This is a genomic window from Geomonas agri, from assembly GCF_020179605.1.
Taxonomy (GTDB): domain Bacteria; phylum Desulfobacterota; class Desulfuromonadia; order Geobacterales; family Geobacteraceae; genus Geomonas; species Geomonas agri.
Genome location: NZ_JAINZO010000003.1, coordinates 117,174 through 133,139, shown reverse-complemented (window position 1 = coordinate 133,139; position 15,966 = coordinate 117,174). Strand labels below are relative to the sequence as shown.

Genomic DNA, 15,966 nt, shown 5'->3' with positions numbered 1-15,966 from the left:
TTCTCTGTGGCTATGCCGAGAGGGTCACACCCGTTCCCATCCCGAACACGGAAGTTAAGCCTCTCAGGGCCGATGGTACTGCACTGGTAACGGTGTGGGAGAGTAGGTCGCCGCAGGGAATTTAATTGAAAAAGCCCCGTCTGATCCCAGACGGGGCTTTTTTGCGTTCACGTGCCGGTGTTGAACGCCTTGTCAACTCCAAACCAGGCTCAGAACGCGCTCTCGCCTTGCACCATCGGGCACTGAGCCGGCGGCACCAGGACGCTTCCAGAGTGGAAATAGGCGTCCCGGAAGCAGTAGCCTGCTTTACTCTGGCACTGCGCCAGGTTCTTGCAATCGTAGCAGGCGGCGCCCTTGAACAGCTCCGTTTTCGGGAATGGATAGTTCTGCAGCGGCTCGCTGTCCCAGACCTCCAGGATGGAATTGGTCGATACGTCGCCTACTAAGAGTGTTTCATCTTGCGGTACGGTGTCGTAGAGCATCACCTTCCCGTCGGGGGTGATGGTCATGCTGCTTTGCGCGCTGAACGAGTGATCCCCTTCCTTCCAGCGTCTGATCTTGTCGTGGATTTCTGGGTCCTCGCCGGGGAGGGCTGTCACAGGTTCCGCGTGCCGCCTTTGTACCGCGACCGTGTCGTGGAGCGGCTCGCAACCAATGGTCCTCAAGTCGATCTCTGGGAAGTCGATCCTGGCCCGGCGACACTGATCGATGATGGACGCCCTGTCTTCCCTGCCAAGGAACAGGTTCTCGTTCTTGTTGTTGAGTCCCCTGTTATAAGCCGCCACCGAGATCTGGCGCACCCCCATGTCTTGCAACTCTTCCACCCAGTCATATATATGAGGAACGGTCAGGGCCGTGACCACGGCTTTGACCCTGACGTTAAAGCCTCTTTTCAACAGATTCCTGATGCTGTGCACCGCCCTGTGATAGTACCCGGGGCTGCCGGCTAAATTGTCTGCGGTGGACTCGTTCGGATCCATGTTCAACTGGATCTCGCGCACGTACTGGTTAACCGGCTGTGTCATGCCGATGGAGACCAGCCGGTCTGCTATTTCCTCGGTGATGTAGCACTTGGTCGAGAGAACGAAGAGCATTTCGAGATCGATCATCTCCTCGATCAACTTCAACGCGTCCTTTCTGAACAGTGGATCCCCACCGGAGAGGGATACCTGGTCTATCCCGAGCAATTTGGCTTCGCGCAGCAGCTCTTTCCAACGCTCGGTCGACAGCAGCTTGCTCTCGGGAACGCAGTGTCCTTTGGCAAAACAGTACGAACAGTTGGTGTGGCAATCGTTGGAAAACATCAGGTTCAACGAAAGCGGTGCTGCCGGTCTTTCCTGCGCCTTCCACTTGGAGGCCTTGACCGCGAACTCGAACGGGTCGATCCGCTTGACGTAAGGCTCCAGTTCCGGGGTCATGTTGATTACGGCGTCATCCTCCCTGTTTGCCGCCATGATCGCCCCCGTCACGAACTCCTGGGACGCCTCCTGAGATTCCAGGTCAAAAGCGTATTGAGCGATCATCGACAGGTGCCGTAAGGTCAGCCTGCCATCCATCAGGGCCAGTGTGGCCCCCACCTTTGGGGACAGCATCGAGTAGCGAGCCTGCTCCTGCTCGTAACGGCAGAGCAGTGCCCAATGACCATTTCGTTTCAGGCGCCAGTAAGGAGATATAACGGGAACTGTGGTTTCGGTTATGGCCAGGTCCTTGCCCAAAACGGAACATTCTAGTGGCATGGTCTCCTCCTCCTTCGGGTTAGGCCTCCTTTTTACAACTCCAACAGTCTACTTCGGCATTAAAGACTGTCAATGTGTGTCGTCTTCATGCTTCAGCTGCAACAAACGTTGCTCTGCTCTCTTGCTGACAGCGGGATGAGGTGATTATGGTGTGACAGGTGTAGTTCGAAGTGTAGATTGGGCTTGGCTGTGCAAAGGAGGGTATGGTAACTTCTGCCTATTCCATGGATGATGCATGCGGAGCTGGCACATGTCGACCGAATCACAGGTACGTCTGGAAACGAGCTGGAAAAACCACCTCCTGGACGAGTTCGAGAAGCCGTACATGCGGGAGCTTAAAGAGTTCCTGCGCCAAGAGATGTCCAGGCGGAAGGTGATCTACCCCAAGGGGGGCGAATACTTCAACGCCATGAACTCCACGTCCTTTGAGCACGTCAAGGTAGTCGTCCTGGGCCAGGACCCGTACCACGGCCCGGACCAGGCCCACGGACTGTGCTTCTCCGTGCAGCACGGCATCGACATCCCCCCATCTCTGGTGAACATATTCAAGGAGATCCAGAGCGACCTTGGGCTGGCGCCGGCTGACTTCAGGCACGGCCACTTGGGAGCATGGGCCGACCAGGGGGTGTTGCTCCTCAACAGCGTGCTGACGGTGGAGGCGGGCAAGGCGGCCTCACACCAGGGCAGAGGGTGGGAGGTTTTCACTGATCGCGTTATTACCCTCCTGAACGAGAAGAAGGAACACGTGGTCTTCATGTTGTGGGGGGCCTACGCCCAGAAAAAGGGGGCCGTTATCGACGAGACCCGGCACCTGGTGCTGCGCGCCCCGCACCCATCACCGCTTTCGGCGCACCGCGGCTTTTTGGGATGCCGCCATTTCTCGAAGGCTAACGCCTACCTGGTCCGGCACGGCCTATCCCCCATCGACTGGCGACTCCCCTGACTGCACCACAAAAAAACGGCCCGGACATCATGCCGGGCCGTCCCTTGATTCCGACTGCTGTTTCGACTAATAGCTGAACCGGCTGATCTGTCCCTTGAGGTTGGCCGATAGCGAGTTCAGCTTGTCAGCTGTGGCCATGGACTCGCGGTTGGCCCGGGCTGTCCCCTGGATGATCCCGGTGATCTGGTGCACGTTGTTGCTGATCTCGCGACTGGTGGCGCTTTGCTCCTCGGCCGCCGTGGCGATCTGACCTATCTGCAGGGTTACCTCGTTGATCTGCTTTAGAATCCCTTCCAGGCTTTGCCCAGATTTCACCGAATCTTCCGCCCCTTTCGCAGCTTCCCGGGCGCTTTCCTGCATTACCTGCACAGCCCGGTTGGTCTCATCCTGGATGGACCGAATATTATTCTCTATCTCCTTAGTGGCGTGGGTGGTCCGCTCGGCCAGGCTGCGCACTTCATCCGCGACGACGGCAAAACCGCGCCCCTGTTCACCGGCACGGGCCGCCTCGATGGCTGCGTTGAGCGCCAAGAGGTTGGTCTGGTCGGCGATGTCCTGAATCGTGTTGATTATCTCCCCGATTTGCTGCGACATGGCTCCGAGACTGCTGACGCTTTCGGAGGTAAGTCGCACTTTCTCGTTGATGAGCTGCATGCCGTGGATGCTCCGTTCGACGTCTGCGGAACCGACGGTGGCCATGTCGCAGGCGCGTTGCGCACTCTCGACCGCTTGCAGGCAATTCCTGGAGATGTCGGCAGAGGTCGCCGCCATTTCTTCTCCGGCGGTAGAGACAGTTTCTGTCTGTCCTGCGACGTCCTCCGTGGTGCGGGCCAACTGTTCGGTGCTGTGGTGCAGTTCCGAACTCGCCTCGGTCACCGAGTTTGCGTTGTCAGCAACGGTCTGGACGATGGCGTGCACGCGCTCTATGAAGAGGTTGAAGTAGCGGCTTGCCGTCCCGATTTCGTCATCAGACTCTGCCAGTCGGCGGGTCAGGTCCCCGTCACCCTCAGCGACATGCTTGAGGGTCGCGATCAGTGCCCGCATCGGCTCGAGCGCCCGGTGCATGACCAGGAAGGCGACCAGCGCAAGGAGCCCGGCAAGCAGGCCCGAGATGCCAAGGCTCAGGTATTTCAGGTCGTCGAACACGGCGAGGAATTGCGACTTTTTTTCACCGACGAAGAGGGCGCCGATGACCTTACCCTGGTTGTCCAGAAGCGGCAGGTACGAGGCGAAATGGGGGGTGCCCAGGATGTTGGCTTCGCCGAGGTAGGTGGACGACCGATCTATGACCGCTTCCCGTGCGGCGCCCTGCAGGGACGTCCCTACCGCCCGGCTGCCGTCGTCCTTCTTGATGGTGGTGGCAACGCGGACGTCGCCCTGGAAGATGGTGGCCTCGCCTCCGAAGATTTCCTTCATTTTGTCTGTCAAATCGTTGCGCCCGTCCAAGACCGTTCCGTTCGACTGGAGTTTGCCGTCCACCATAGCGAATCCGGCGCCGTTGGGGGCGACCAGTTCGCGGAATGCCTTGGTACGCGATGTGAGGCCTACGGTGACCTGACGGGTGATCTCCTTCTTGATCACGTAAAGCGTGATGGCAGATGTCGTGATGGTGGCGACCAGGACGATGGCCACGTTGGCGATGAAAATCTTCTTGCTGATGTTCATTAATGCACACCTCTTGTCGCTGATGGTGGACGTGATGGTACCGTCGGTTTGTAATACACTTCGGCTTAGCCACTAGAATATTTAGGGAAATTGACGGAATTTTTGTATACAGTATGCAGGTGGGCTGCACTGTCAGATCGACGATGTAGGATGTCATAGCCTGGTGGGAGAATGGAGGTTACGTGTCACAGGGGATGGCATTGAAAACAGGTTTATGATAAAGAAATTCACTTGCAAAGTCTGAGGGCGGCTCCTATACTCATAATATCCTGGATTGTCGCTTAAAAAGGAGGTTAGCCATGAAAGGTATTGTCAGGAAACTTGGTTTCCTTACCACGGTTACCATCATATCCGCCCTCCCGGTTGCTGCTGAGACAGGCATGGGAATGAGCGGGGCCGATAATGTCCAGAAAGATCAGTGCCTGCTGGTTGCACAAACCTGCCGAGATAGTGTGGATTCCCTGCAGCAAAGGATCGACAGGCTTGAGCGTGAGATCGGCAAGGGGAGCAGCGTCTACACGAAGGAAGAGCTTAAAAACCTGCAATTCCAGCTTAGGGACGCCATCCAGAACATGGAGGTCCTGACTAGGGGTGGAGCGTAGTCGCGCCTTTGTTGAACAAAAATGAAGGGAGGAAAATGGGGGCTGCCGTTTGAGCCTCCATTTTCGTTGCGTCAGCTTTTTGCGGGAGGGGCGGCGACCGCTATGAATGCAGCAAATGCCTTCTGTAACTGGTCAAGAAGGTCGGGCAGGGCGGAAGTTTCCCCGGCTTTTGCTGCTTGTTCCATCTGCGCGGCCAACGTGCGCACCCGCGCGGCACCCATGTTAGCTGCCGTCCCCGCTATGGTGTGTGCCTTGAAGTGACAGGTTTGGTGGTCGCCACGCTGCATTGCCTCTTGCAAGAGGTGCAGGTGCTCCGTTACCGCTGCCACGAACTTGGTCACGAAGAAACCTACCAGGGCCTCGTCACCATCCAGGCGTTCCAGGAGGTCACCCAGGTCGAAGTCCGGTTCCCCGCTGTTTGCCTGAAGCAGCGGCTCCGGCATGGCAGTGACGCCCGACGGCTCTGCGCCGCGCGTCACTTCGCTGCTGATCTTCCTGATGATAGCGTTGAGCTCCTTTTCCCGCACCGGCTTGGAAATATGGCTGTCCATCCCGGCCTGGCGGCAAACCTCCACGTCTTCTTTCATCGCGTTGGCTGTCATGGCGCAGATGTGCACCCTTTGGCCGGTTCCCTTCTCGCGGCTGCGGATGATCCTGGTCGCCTCCAGCCCGTCCATGACCGGCATCTGCACATCCATGAAGATGAGGTCGTAGGTCTTCTGCCTCCACTGCTCCAGCGCTTCCTCGCCGTTTGCAGCGCAGTCGACCTGGTGGTTTCCGGTCTTGGCGACGAGCTTCAAGGAGATGAGCTGGTTGATCGGTACGTCGTCCACCAGGAGTATGCGCAGTGGGCTCAGGGGAGAGGCGCCCGTCTCTTCCGCGTCATCGGCGGGCACTTCGCCAGGAAGCGGGAGCCGCGCCTGCAGGGTGAAACTGAACACGCTCCCCTCTCCGAGTCGGCTCTCGACCCCGAGGGCACCGCCCATGAGTTCGACCAGGCTTCTGCTGATGGAGAGCCCGAGGCCGGTGCCGCCGTAAAGACGGGTGGTGGAACTGTCGGCCTGGGAGAACTTTTCGAAGATGACGTCGAGGGCCTGGGGGGCGATGCCGATCCCAGTGTCCGCGACCGCGAATTTCAGCAGCACTCCCCCCGCCGTGTGTTCCAGGAGGCGGCAGCTCACAGTGATGGTTCCCTTGTTGGTGAACTTGAGCGCATTGCCCACCAGGTTGCCAAGCACCTGCCCGATGCGCACCTGATCACCCTCGATCAACTGCGGCAGCCCCTGTCCCATCTCCAACTGGACCTGCACGCCTTTTTCCTGCCCGCGCAGTATGAAAGGCTGTAGGCAGCGATTCAGGAAGCGATGCAGATCGAAGACAATCCGCTCCAGCGTGATCATTCCGGCCTCGACCTTGGAGATGTCGAGGATCTCGTTGATGATGGTGAGCAGGCTTTCGGCGCAGTCCGACAGGGACCCCAGGTACTCACGCTGCACCTTGTCCAGGCTGGTATCCATGAGCAGCCGGGCCAGCCCGATCACGCCGTTCATCGGGGTGCGGATCTCGTGGCTCATGTTGGCCAGGAAGATGCTCTTGGCGGCCGTTGCCGCCTCCGCCTGCACCAGTGCGTGCTCAAGTTCGGTGGTACGCTGCTGCACCTTCAGTTCGAGGTTCTGCATGTGTTCCTGGAGCATGTCGTAGAGCTCGGAATTCTCCACGGCGTAGGCGGTGTTGATCAGGATACTGCTCAGGGCGTTCAGCGTGGAAACTTCGATGTTCAGGTGGTTGCTCGGCATGATCCCGGCGAACATCCCCCTGATGCGACTGTTGGTAGCCAGAACGTGCAGAACGAGCGTTTCGGCGCCCGAGATGGTGGGGACGATCACCGGGTGGTTCTGGTTCAGGGCCCACGCGAAGGTGCCGTCCTGTACCCGTGCCTCGACCTCCTTGCGGACCGCCGCCCTGGCGGGTTCCGGCTCGCAGACGGTCAGGTCGAAGGAGGAGTCCTCGTCGATGCCGAACATGGCCAGGGTGGCGAAGGGGATCAGGCGCCTTAGTTGCCCGAAGACGGCCTTGATCACGAAGGAGGATTCCTTGACGCGGTAGATGTCCGATTGGAAGTCACTGCAAGCGGTGAGGACGTCGAGTGTCTTCAGGTAGTTGAGGTTGCTCTCCTCGAGGAAGCTGACCCTTTCCTGGAGCTTGCGGATCTGCATGTCGCGGGGGTCATCGGGCGGCATCGTCACCCCCGAATAGTGCGGAGACGGTCTGTTCGTAGGTGTCATCGACCTGCTTCACCAGTGTCGGCAGGTAAAAGCTGGAGATCTGCAGCCGGTCCCACACGCCCTGGTCGAGTTCCGGAACGAAGACCTCACCGCTGTTGCCTATCTGCAGCGCGTGGGCGATCACGTCGGCGAAGTGAAGGATGCCCCCCTCCCTGGGGTACTGGTCACCCTTGCGGCTGTCGTGGTGGGTCCCCACCGGTTCGGCCACCCGCGGCGGAATCTTCCACCGCTTGAGCAGGGCGCACCCGACCTCGGCATGGTCGAAGCCGAGCCGCTCGCGCTCGGCGCGGTGCAGCAGTGACCCCGTGGCGCGGCACTGCTCGAGCAGTTCCAGGCAGAGCTGGGGGACCTTGACGTACATCACCAGCCGCCCCACGTCATGCAGGATCCCGGCTACGAAGAAACGCTCCAGGTTGGATTCCCGCTGGCTGGTGGCCAGAAGCCTCGAGGCGAGCCCGGTGGCGATGCTGTGCTTCCAGAACTGCTCCATGTTGACCAGGTCCTCGGGAATCCCCTTGAACACGTCCATCACCGAGAGGGCGAGGGCGAGGTCGCGCACCTGGAGCACCCCGATGATGGTGACGGCCTGGGTGATGGTGTCGATCTTGGAGAAGTAGCCGAACAACGGGCTGTTGGCGAGCTTCAGGATGCGCGCCGTGAGCCCCTGGTCCTCGGCGATGATTTTCGCGATGTCGCCGATGGAGCTACGGGGGTGATCGATCGCCTCCGATAGCTGTGAATAGAATAGGGGGAGGGAATGGATGGTGGAGACATCCTCCACCATGTGCTCTACCGACAGTTGGGGCTTACGCAGCACGGGTAGCCCTCCTCTCGGTGCAGATGCGCATCAGTTCCTTGATGGCGGGATGCTCCGGGTCGTTGTAGATGAACAGCCGCTCCATTTCCGCCCTGGCCTCGGCGAGGAGCTCCGGGTCGATCTCCTGGCTCAACGGCGCCGCGGTCTCGGCATCCTCAACGATGGCGTCCCCGGCAACCTCGACCTCCAGGACGCCCCACATGCGGAAAATGGAAAAATGCTTTTCAGTGAGCTCGGCGCCGGCGGGAAGGAGCATGCGGCCGCTGCGGTCGCAGACGTTGCGACTGAGCACCATGCCGGGGGTGAGGTTATCGATGTGGACCACTGCCAAGGCAAAGCCTCCTCTTTTTCGGGCGAGGGCTGCAAACAGAGCATGTTTGGATTGTATCGGTAGGGGGGTGGTATTACTTTAGGGAAGATAAAGAAGCGACTGTGCGCTGACAGCAGTTTGCGTCGGTTTACCTTTGTTTGCTTAAAATATTCTAAACCAATGCCGCGCCGGCGTCACGACTGTTGACATCTGCAGCCGCCCCTGTCTTTAATATGCGGATGCACAAATCCATACAACACGACCACCGTTCATCCAAAGCGACCTTCTGGCTGGTACTGACCACCGTCTTTTGGGGCGGCAGTTTCATCTTCAACAAGGTCGGATTTCGCGAAATCCCCCCGGTCACCTTCCTGTTCTACCGCTTCGCCCTGGCGACGCTGCTCATGGGGATACTGTGCCTGCCGCGGCTCAAGCGTTTCAACGGGCGCACCTTCAGGACCGGACTCATCGTCGGTCTCGCCCTGTCGGCCACCAACCTTTCCTTCGTTCTGGGGGTGAGCGGGACCAGCGTTTCCCGCGCGGGGTTCCTCAACAACCTGTTCGTGCTCCTGATCCCGCTTTTGTGCTTCGCCTTCTGGCGCGAGCGGCTGGACCGCCTAAGTGCGGTCGGGCTGGTGCTGGCCTTGGCGGGACTGTGGCTTTTGGCCCGTGGCGGCGTGGACGGCTTCAACAAGGGGGACCTCTTGTCCACCCTCTGCGCGCTGTTCATAGCACTGCACATTATCTCGGTGTCGAAGCTTTTGCGCGACGAGGACATCTACCTGCTGAGTTTCGTCCAGTTCGCGACGGTGACCGTGGTTGGGGGAAGCATCGACCTGCTCTTCCCCTCGCCACCCCTGTCGGTTACCTGGGTCTCGCTCGGCTCGCTCATCTACTGCGCCATCTTCCCGACCGTGATCTGCTTCACCCTGCAGAACACCTACCAGCGCTACACTACCCCGACCAAGGCGGGGCTCATCTACACCATGGACCCGGTCTGGAGCATGCTGGGGGGGACGTTGCTTCTGGGCGAGCGGCTGACCACCGAGGAGTGGACCGGCTGTGCGCTGATCTTTGCCGCCGTGGTGCTCCCTTTGTCCGTGAAGCGCCTGCGCGAGCGCCAGCTCGGCATCGACTACCGTGCCGAGGGTGCTGCCGCCGACTGACCCTGTCCCCCGGCATTGACATCACGCCGCCGCAGGCTACGCTCACCAGTGGTCTTACGCTGTAAAGGAGGAACCATGCCAGAACTCCCCGACCTCACCGTCTACGCGGAAAATCTCGCCAAGGCCCTGACCGGCAAGAAGGTCAACCAAGTGGCGTACCACCGGAGGGGAAAACTGAACGTCGCCGAAGTAGAACTCTCCAAAGCGGTGACGGGCGCCGAGGTGACCGGCGTGGAGCGGGCCGGCAAGCAGGTCGCCTTCCGCCTCGGCAACGGCAACCTCCTACGGGTGCACCTCATGCTGACCGGCGGCTTCGCCCTGACAGACTCCACCCAGTTGGATCGCCTGCGCTACCCAGTGCTCACTGTCGCCTTCGACGACGGCTCCCTCCTTGCCGTCACCGATGAGAAGGGATGGGCCAGCGTGACGCTTAGCCCGGGCGACGAGAGGGACGCCCCCGACGCCCTGGCCGTCACCGCTGAGCAACTGGAGCAGCTGTGCCGCAAGAAACCGAGGACGCTCATCAAGCCGCTGCTGCTTGACCAGTCCCTCATCGGCGGGATCGGTAACGCCTACGCAGACGAGATACTCTGGACTGCACGCATCTCTCCCAAGTCCCCCGCCGGAAAGCTCCCCCCCGAGGCGATCCGGGCGCTGGCGGATGCCATCCCGCAGGTGCTCGAAGATGCCATAGCAGAATTGCGCAAGCGGCACCCGGACATGGTGTCAGGCGAGTACCGGGAATTTCTGAAGGTACACCGTCCCGAACTGAAGACCTCGCCCACCGGCGCCAGGATCATCAAGGAGAACGTGCAGTCCAAGCGCACCTACTACACGGACGAGCAGCAGCTGTACCAGTAACGGCGGGCTGTTTGCCCCTCATTTCCGTTAACACCCACGAAGCGCCCGCAAGGGCGCTTTTTTGTTGCCTGTGCCTACCGTGGCCCTCGAACGGGTTTCGCCCCGGTTGACAAGAGGAGGAAGGCCGCTACTTTTAGATGGTTAGATTTTGCTAATCTGACATATCATCGGCTTCGGCCAACAAAAAGGAGGCAACATGAAGAGAAAATTGGTGTGTATGGCGGTGGTTTCCCTGTTTGCAGTGTGCAGCCTGGTGCTCCCGGCCCTGGCGGCCGAGAGGTTGACCATGGGCGAGAAATCGTTCGTGAAGGAAGCGGCGAGTGGGGGGATGATGGAGGTCGAACTGGGGCAGATGGCCAAGGAGAGGGGCAAGTCGCAGGAAGTGAAGGACTTCGGCCAGCGCATGGTAACTGACCACGGCAAGGCCAACGACGAACTGAAGAGCCTCGTGGACAACCGGATGAAGCTGCCGACCAAGCTGGAAATGAAGCATAAGGGGATGGTCGACAAGCTTGCCAATGCCTCTGCCGATGAGTTCGACAAGAAGTACGCCGAGGCCATGCTGAAGGATCACAAGAAAGACGTCGAGAAATTCAGGAAGGAAAGCAAGAAGGCTAAGGACCCGCAGCTGAAGGAGTGGATCGAAAAGACCCTGCCGGTGCTGGAGCAGCACCTGCAGCATGCCAAGGACATGGCTCACAAGCTGGGCGTGGCCGAGAAATAAAAAAAGCGGTGTCAGCCGCACACCCTGCCTGGAAAAGAGGGGCTCGTCGCCAGACGAAGCCCCTCTTTGTTTCAGCGCGCCCGATCGTACCTCATCGTCATGTTGGCCAGACGCGCGGCGACCCCGAAGTCGCCTATGTCGAACGGGGAGGGACGCGAGGTGATGTGGCAGAGGATGCCGCTGGAGCGCTTCTTCATAGTTTTCTCCGTAAAAAAAGCCCCACCTCATGGAAAGTGGGGCTTTGGCTACAAGGCTATGGTTGCTGCCATGATGAGGCTAGAGCACCCGCAGGAACGCGACCAGGTTGTCCTGCTCCTGTTGGTTGAGCCTTAAGCCCAGCACGAGGTCGAAGAACTTCACGGTGTCCTCGAGGGTCAGGCAGCGGCCGTCATGCATGTAGGGTGGGCTCTCTTTGATGCCCCGCAGGGTGAAGGTCTTGATGGGGCCGTCGCCAGGCTCCCTGGTGAAGCGGTCAAGCTGCAGGTCGTGCATCTGTTGGTCCAGGTAGAACGGGGCGGGATGGCACTGGCCGCACCTTCCCTTGCCGAAAAATACCTGCTGTCCGGCAAGCTCCGCCTGGGTCGCCCGCTCGGGGACGAGGAGGCCGACCGGATCGAGCTTGGGGGCCGGAGGCACGTCGAACATATTTTGCATCTGGGCCATGTGGGCGACCTGGACGCGGCTGACCACGTTCATTCCCTTCTTGGCGGCGTGAATCTCGTCCCCGTTGAAATAGGCGGTGCGCTGCTCAAACTCCGAGAAGTCCTCCACGGAGCGCAGGCTCCGTTTGGATGCGTGGATCTGCTGGTTATAGAGTCCCCTGAGGCTCACCGTATCGAGCCGGAAACGGCGCTCCTGGGGACGGATGTCCGGACTCAGGTGGAACTGCGCCGTGGTGTGGCCGTTGACATGGCAGTCAAGGCAGGCGACGCCCAGGCTCGGCTGGGGTGATTTGCGGTCGTCGGTTGGGTTGAACTCCTCTTGCGGGAATGGGGTCACCAGCATGCGCAGGCCATCGAGTTGGACCGGGGTGAGCAGGTCCTTGAATAGCCGGTAGTAGTTGTTGATGGAGACCACCTCGCCGCGCGAGACGTCGCCCAGTTCCGGTCGGTTCTGCAGGAAGATCGCGGGGGGGAATTCCGGCAGGAAGGCCTCGGGGATGTCGAAGTCGACGTCGAAGCGCTGCAACCGCGGGAACATGTCGAGCTGCATCTGCGGGAAGACCTGGCCACCGTTGACCTGTTTCGGGTGCGGGAGCGGAGGGTAGGGGAACAGGTTCTTCGACCTGATCTCGCTGGGATTCATCGTGGCGAGCCTTTCCCAGGGGGTTCCCTGTGCCAGCCGCGCCGTCGGGCCGACGGCGATCGGTTTGCCGCGTGACATCTTAACGTTGGGCGACAGCCTGGGACGCAGGTCGTAGCGGGACTCCAGGAGGCGCCGCTGGGTCTCCATCACCTTGGGCTTTTCACCGACGTCCTTCTGGTACACCTCCTGGAAGGTCATCATCGGCTTCTTGGCGTCCAGCGGGTCGCGGTAAAACTCGAACCCCAGAGTCTTCCCTTCGTCGGGTTGGTTCTTGAAAGCGGTCGAGGCCGGATCGGCCTTGGTGGCCTGGAACATATCCGACTGGTCGTGGCTCCCCTTCTGCTGTTCCGGGCGGTTTTGCGGCACCTCCCGCGGCGTCTGGGCTTCCATCACCACGTCGGGCGGGGCTTTGCGGGGGGCATGTCCCTCCGCTGTCCAGGAGTTTACGGCGGGGAGTGCCAGAGCTGCTGCAAGAAAAAGGGACGAGAGGACAACTGCATCTTTTCTCATACGTTAGCTCCTTTGAGGTGGGAAATATTTGAACCAGCTAATTTTTACATAGCCGGGAGGGAAGTCAAACTGCATGAAGGGGAGGCAGCATCCGCGACGGTCGGTGCTGTATCAACCACACTCTTTGCGGTGCGGCTTCACATTGACAGGGCTGGCCCCTCACGGTATGTTGTCTCCGGGTTAGCTTTTGCAGATATTTCGGGCAGGTAGTATACTGAAATCGTTGCAAAACATCCCTCAAAGGAGGGCCAGGTCATGAAGAAAATCCGGATTAGCACCCTTTTACTTCCGTTGCTCCTGGTCACTGTGTCAGTGACAGGTTCGGTTACCAGCAGCCATGCCGATTCCGGAGCGCGCGGGGAAGCTTTCACACGCGTCGCGGATCGTGGTGGCGGGGCAGTCGTGGCCCGCGGGGCGGCGCGGGGCGGAGGCAGCTACAGCCGCGGCGGTTACTATGGTGGCCACAGGGGCGGTGGGCACTTCTCCGGCAGCGTCTATATCGGCCCGGGTTGGGGCTGGGATCCCTTCTTCTACCCCTACTACTACAACTACCCGGCCTACCCGTATTACTACACCCCGCCGACGGTCGTTGTGCCGCAGGACCCGCAGGAATATATCTCCCCCGACACCGGGACCGGCACAGATCAGACCGGGTATTGGTACTACTGCCGCAAGCCGGAAGGATACTACCCCTATGTGGAGCGCTGCCCAAGCGGCTGGATGAAGGTGGTGCCAAATACCACGCCACCGTCCCAGCCTGAGGAAGACAAGGAGGATTGACATGAGAAGAACCAGGCCAACAGTGTGGTCGTTGCTAGCCTTCCTGGTGCTTGGCGGTTGCGCCACCATGCCCACGGGCCCAAGCGTCAGGGTGCTGCCGACCCCGGGGAAATCCTTCGAGCAGTTCATGGCCGAAGACGGATTGTGCCGCAGGTATGCCGAGCAGAGCTTGGGCATGAGTCCGCAGGACACGGCAAACCAGAATACCGCCACCAGCGCGGTGGTGGGCGGCGCCGTCGGGGCTGGCGTCGGGGCCCTGCTAGGAGCGGCCGGCGGCAATGCGGGTGCCGGCGCGGCGATTGGCGGCGGTACCGGCTTGCTCTTCGGCGCGGCGAGCGGTTCCGAGTCCGGACGGGTCTACGGTTACGAGGCACAGCGGCGCTATGACAACACCTACGTGCAGTGCATGTATGCCAAGGGGAACCAGATCCCGGGGGCGGTGCGCAAGGTGCGTCGGGCGCGGCCCTACACCCCACCCCCTCCGCCGGACATGTACTCGGTTCCGCCGGATTACTATCCGGACCGTTGAAAGAAGTAGGGGCGCCCTCCCGGGCGCCCTTTCTTTTGGGGGGTGCGGCACCCCGCCGTCTGCCCCCTGTTAGATTGTGATTATTAAGCTGCTGTGCTATCGTGCCACCTTGCGCAAGAGCGGGGCCGCTACCCGCAGTAGCAGTTCAGGCGCAGTTATCCGAAAGAGGTTCACCCTTGACTACTTCCACAAAATCCAAGTTGCTGCCGTTGTGTGCCGCGGTGGTGAGCGGCGTGCTCATGTTTCTGGGCTACGCGGGCTTCGACCACTTCTACCTGGAATGGTTCTTCCTGGTTCCCCTGCTCTGGGCGCTGCGGGACCAGCGACCGGCACGCGCATTCTGGCTCGGCTGGCTGGCCGGTATCGTCGGGCACGGCGGCGGCTTTTACTGGATCATCCAGATGTTCCAGCAGTTCGCTGGTGCCCCCTGGATCGCCGGCGTCTTCGGCCTGTTGCTCCTGGCCGCCGCCAACGGCATGGTACTGGCGCTCTGGGCCCTGGGCACCCGGCTGCTCACCCGCGACCGGCAGTCGCAGGTGCTCTGGGCTGCACCGGTTCTCTGGACCGCTCTCGAGAAGCTTTGGCCGGAGGTCTTCCCCAACTACCTGGGCGCAAGCCAGTATCGCATCTCGCATCTGACCCAGATTGCCGACTTCGCCGGCATCCTCGGCGTCTCCTTCCTGGTGGTCTACATCAACGCCACCCTGTACTGGGTGACGCTACGCTGGCGCGAGCAAAGGGAAATACCGTGGCGCGCGGTGGCGGCTCTCGCCGTGACGCTGCTGGTGGTGGCCGGGTACGGGGAGCTGCGCCTGCGGGAGGTGGACCGAAAACTGCCCACGGCGCCGACGATGAGCGTGGGGCTGGTGCAGACTAACGTGGGAGCGGCCGACAACCACCTTGCCGTCGAACAGATGCAGAAGGAACACCGCGAGATGTCGCAGCAACTGGTAGCGACACAAAAGCCCGACCTGGTGGTCTGGCCCGAGGGTGTTTTAAGCGTCGCCCTCGATTCCCGCGAGGGAAGCCTCCCCACCTCCGCGCTGGGCAACCTGCGCACGCCGCTCCTCTTCGGGACCTGCCTGCAGATCAAGGAGGAGGGGGAAACCCGCTTCTGCAACAGCGCCCTCTTGGCTGACGGCTCGGGGCGCATCCTGGGGAGCTACGACAAGACGGTGCTGGTTCCCTTCGGCGAGTACATCCCCTTCGGGGACATCTTCCCACAGCTCTATACCTGGTCCCCCTACAGTGCCAAGTTCTTCTCCGGGCGGAGCGTGGAGCCGCTCAAGCTGGGGGACCGCCTCCTCTCGGTGAGCATCTGCTACGAGGACATTTTCCCCACCCACATCAGGAAACTCATGCGCGGCGGGCGCACCGGTCGGCAACCGGAGGTGATGGTCAACATCACCAACGACTCCTGGTACGGCAACTCGGTCGAGCCGATGGAGCACCTGGCCCTGGCCAGCTTCCGTTCCATCGAGAACCGCCGTGCACTGGTGCGCGGCACCAATACCGGCATCTCGGCCTTCGTCGATCCCGCCGGACGCATCGTCAGCCGCACCGGGGTCTGGACTCGCGAGGTCCTGGTGGGCAGGGTGCCGCTTTGGCAAGGGGGGACGCTGTACGGCGCAGCGGGTGACTGGATCGGCTGGCTCTGCGCGGCCGTCTCGGTGTGCGGGATCGCCGCCGTTACTCTTTCTAAAAAAGCGCGTGCCTGAGTTTGACGGAAAACT

Annotated in this window: 15 protein-coding genes and 1 rRNA gene; 9 read left to right on the top strand and 7 right to left on the bottom strand. The window is 60.7% G+C overall.

All coding sequences use genetic code 11. From position 1 onward, the window contains the following. Nucleotides 1-2: 2 nt before the first annotated feature. A 5S ribosomal RNA gene (gene rrf, locus K7R21_RS19835) occupies nucleotides 3-119 on the top strand. Between the two features lie 90 nt (nucleotides 120-209). Here rrf and K7R21_RS19830 read toward each other — a convergent pair. After that, complete coding sequence (locus tag K7R21_RS19830) at nucleotides 210-1,736, bottom strand: radical SAM protein (protein ID WP_224985032.1); 1,527 nt, start codon at nucleotides 1,734-1,736, stop codon at nucleotides 210-212. A gap of 250 nt (nucleotides 1,737-1,986) precedes the next feature. Here K7R21_RS19830 and ung point away from each other — a divergent pair, with 250 nt between their 5' ends. After that, nucleotides 1,987-2,679, top strand: a complete 693-nt coding sequence (gene ung, locus K7R21_RS19825) for a uracil-DNA glycosylase (protein ID WP_224985031.1) — start codon at nucleotides 1,987-1,989, stop codon at nucleotides 2,677-2,679. Nucleotides 2,680-2,745: 66 nt separating this feature from the next. Here the strand turns inward: ung and K7R21_RS19820 are convergent, their stop codons facing one another. Further along, nucleotides 2,746-4,344 carry a methyl-accepting chemotaxis protein gene (locus tag K7R21_RS19820; RefSeq protein ID WP_224985030.1) on the bottom strand — a complete coding sequence of 533 codons (1,599 nt, stop codon included), beginning with the start codon at nucleotides 4,342-4,344 and terminating at the stop codon, nucleotides 2,746-2,748. Between the two features lie 299 nt (nucleotides 4,345-4,643). Between K7R21_RS19820 and K7R21_RS19815 the strand changes: the two genes are divergently transcribed. Next, complete coding sequence (locus tag K7R21_RS19815) at nucleotides 4,644-4,946, top strand: hypothetical protein (RefSeq protein ID WP_224985029.1); 303 nt, start codon at nucleotides 4,644-4,646, stop codon at nucleotides 4,944-4,946. A gap of 71 nt (nucleotides 4,947-5,017) precedes the next feature. On the opposite strand, the gene K7R21_RS19810 is transcribed toward K7R21_RS19815, so the two are convergent. Genes K7R21_RS19810 through K7R21_RS19800 form a run of 3 tightly spaced genes read right to left on the bottom strand, consistent with a single transcriptional unit; the run spans nucleotide 5,018 to nucleotide 8,373 of the window. Beyond that, on the bottom strand, nucleotides 5,018-7,186 hold the full coding sequence (locus K7R21_RS19810) for an ATP-binding protein (RefSeq protein ID WP_224985028.1): 2,169 nt from the start codon (nucleotides 7,184-7,186) through the stop codon (nucleotides 5,018-5,020). Then, nucleotides 7,173-8,048, bottom strand: a complete 876-nt coding sequence (locus K7R21_RS19805; RefSeq protein WP_224985027.1) for an HDOD domain-containing protein — start codon at nucleotides 8,046-8,048, stop codon at nucleotides 7,173-7,175. The genes K7R21_RS19810 and K7R21_RS19805 overlap by 14 nt, the downstream gene beginning before the upstream one ends. Beyond that, a complete protein-coding gene (locus tag K7R21_RS19800) occupies nucleotides 8,038-8,373 on the bottom strand; it encodes a hypothetical protein (protein WP_224985034.1) in 336 nt (111 codons plus the stop codon). Before K7R21_RS19800 ends, K7R21_RS19805 begins: the two co-directional genes overlap by 11 nt. Nucleotides 8,374-8,597: 224 nt before the next feature. Here K7R21_RS19800 and K7R21_RS19795 point away from each other — a divergent pair, with 224 nt between their 5' ends. The 3 genes from K7R21_RS19795 (at nucleotide 8,598) to K7R21_RS19785 (ending at nucleotide 11,109) form a co-directional block, all read left to right on the top strand. Next, nucleotides 8,598-9,524: a DMT family transporter gene (locus K7R21_RS19795; RefSeq protein ID WP_224985026.1), complete on the top strand. Its 927-nt coding sequence runs from the start codon at nucleotides 8,598-8,600 to the stop codon at nucleotides 9,522-9,524. 75 nt (nucleotides 9,525-9,599) lie between these two features. Further along, on the top strand, nucleotides 9,600-10,385 hold the full coding sequence (locus K7R21_RS19790) for an Fpg/Nei family DNA glycosylase (protein WP_224985025.1): 786 nt from the start codon (nucleotides 9,600-9,602) through the stop codon (nucleotides 10,383-10,385). Nucleotides 10,386-10,581: 196 nt separating this feature from the next. After that, complete coding sequence (locus K7R21_RS19785; RefSeq protein WP_224985024.1) at nucleotides 10,582-11,109, top strand: DUF4142 domain-containing protein; 528 nt, start codon at nucleotides 10,582-10,584, stop codon at nucleotides 11,107-11,109. Nucleotides 11,110-11,180: 71 nt separating this feature from the next. Here K7R21_RS19785 and K7R21_RS20790 read toward each other — a convergent pair whose 3' ends face one another. Continuing rightward, nucleotides 11,181-11,306 carry a hypothetical protein gene (locus K7R21_RS20790; protein WP_263630815.1) on the bottom strand — a complete coding sequence of 42 codons (126 nt, stop codon included), beginning with the start codon at nucleotides 11,304-11,306 and terminating at the stop codon, nucleotides 11,181-11,183. Nucleotides 11,307-11,385: 79 nt separating this feature from the next. Next, nucleotides 11,386-12,924 carry a cytochrome B6 gene (locus tag K7R21_RS19780; RefSeq protein WP_224985023.1) on the bottom strand — a complete coding sequence of 513 codons (1,539 nt, stop codon included), beginning with the start codon at nucleotides 12,922-12,924 and terminating at the stop codon, nucleotides 11,386-11,388. A 255-nt stretch (nucleotides 12,925-13,179) separates the two neighbouring features. Here K7R21_RS19780 and K7R21_RS19775 point away from each other — a divergent pair, with 255 nt between their 5' ends. The 3 genes from K7R21_RS19775 to lnt all read left to right on the top strand — a co-directional run bounded on the left by K7R21_RS19775 (nucleotide 13,180) and on the right by lnt (nucleotide 15,951). Beyond that, nucleotides 13,180-13,704 carry a hypothetical protein gene (locus K7R21_RS19775; protein ID WP_224985022.1) on the top strand — a complete coding sequence of 175 codons (525 nt, stop codon included), beginning with the start codon at nucleotides 13,180-13,182 and terminating at the stop codon, nucleotides 13,702-13,704. Nucleotide 13,705: 1 nt separating this feature from the next. Then, nucleotides 13,706-14,233 (top strand): glycine zipper family protein, encoded by a 528-nt coding sequence (locus tag K7R21_RS19770; protein WP_224985021.1) that lies wholly within the window; start codon nucleotides 13,706-13,708, stop codon nucleotides 14,231-14,233. A gap of 176 nt (nucleotides 14,234-14,409) precedes the next feature. After that, complete coding sequence (gene lnt / locus K7R21_RS19765; RefSeq protein ID WP_224985020.1) at nucleotides 14,410-15,951, top strand: apolipoprotein N-acyltransferase; 1,542 nt, start codon at nucleotides 14,410-14,412, stop codon at nucleotides 15,949-15,951. The last annotated feature ends 15 nt before the right edge of the window (nucleotides 15,952-15,966 follow it).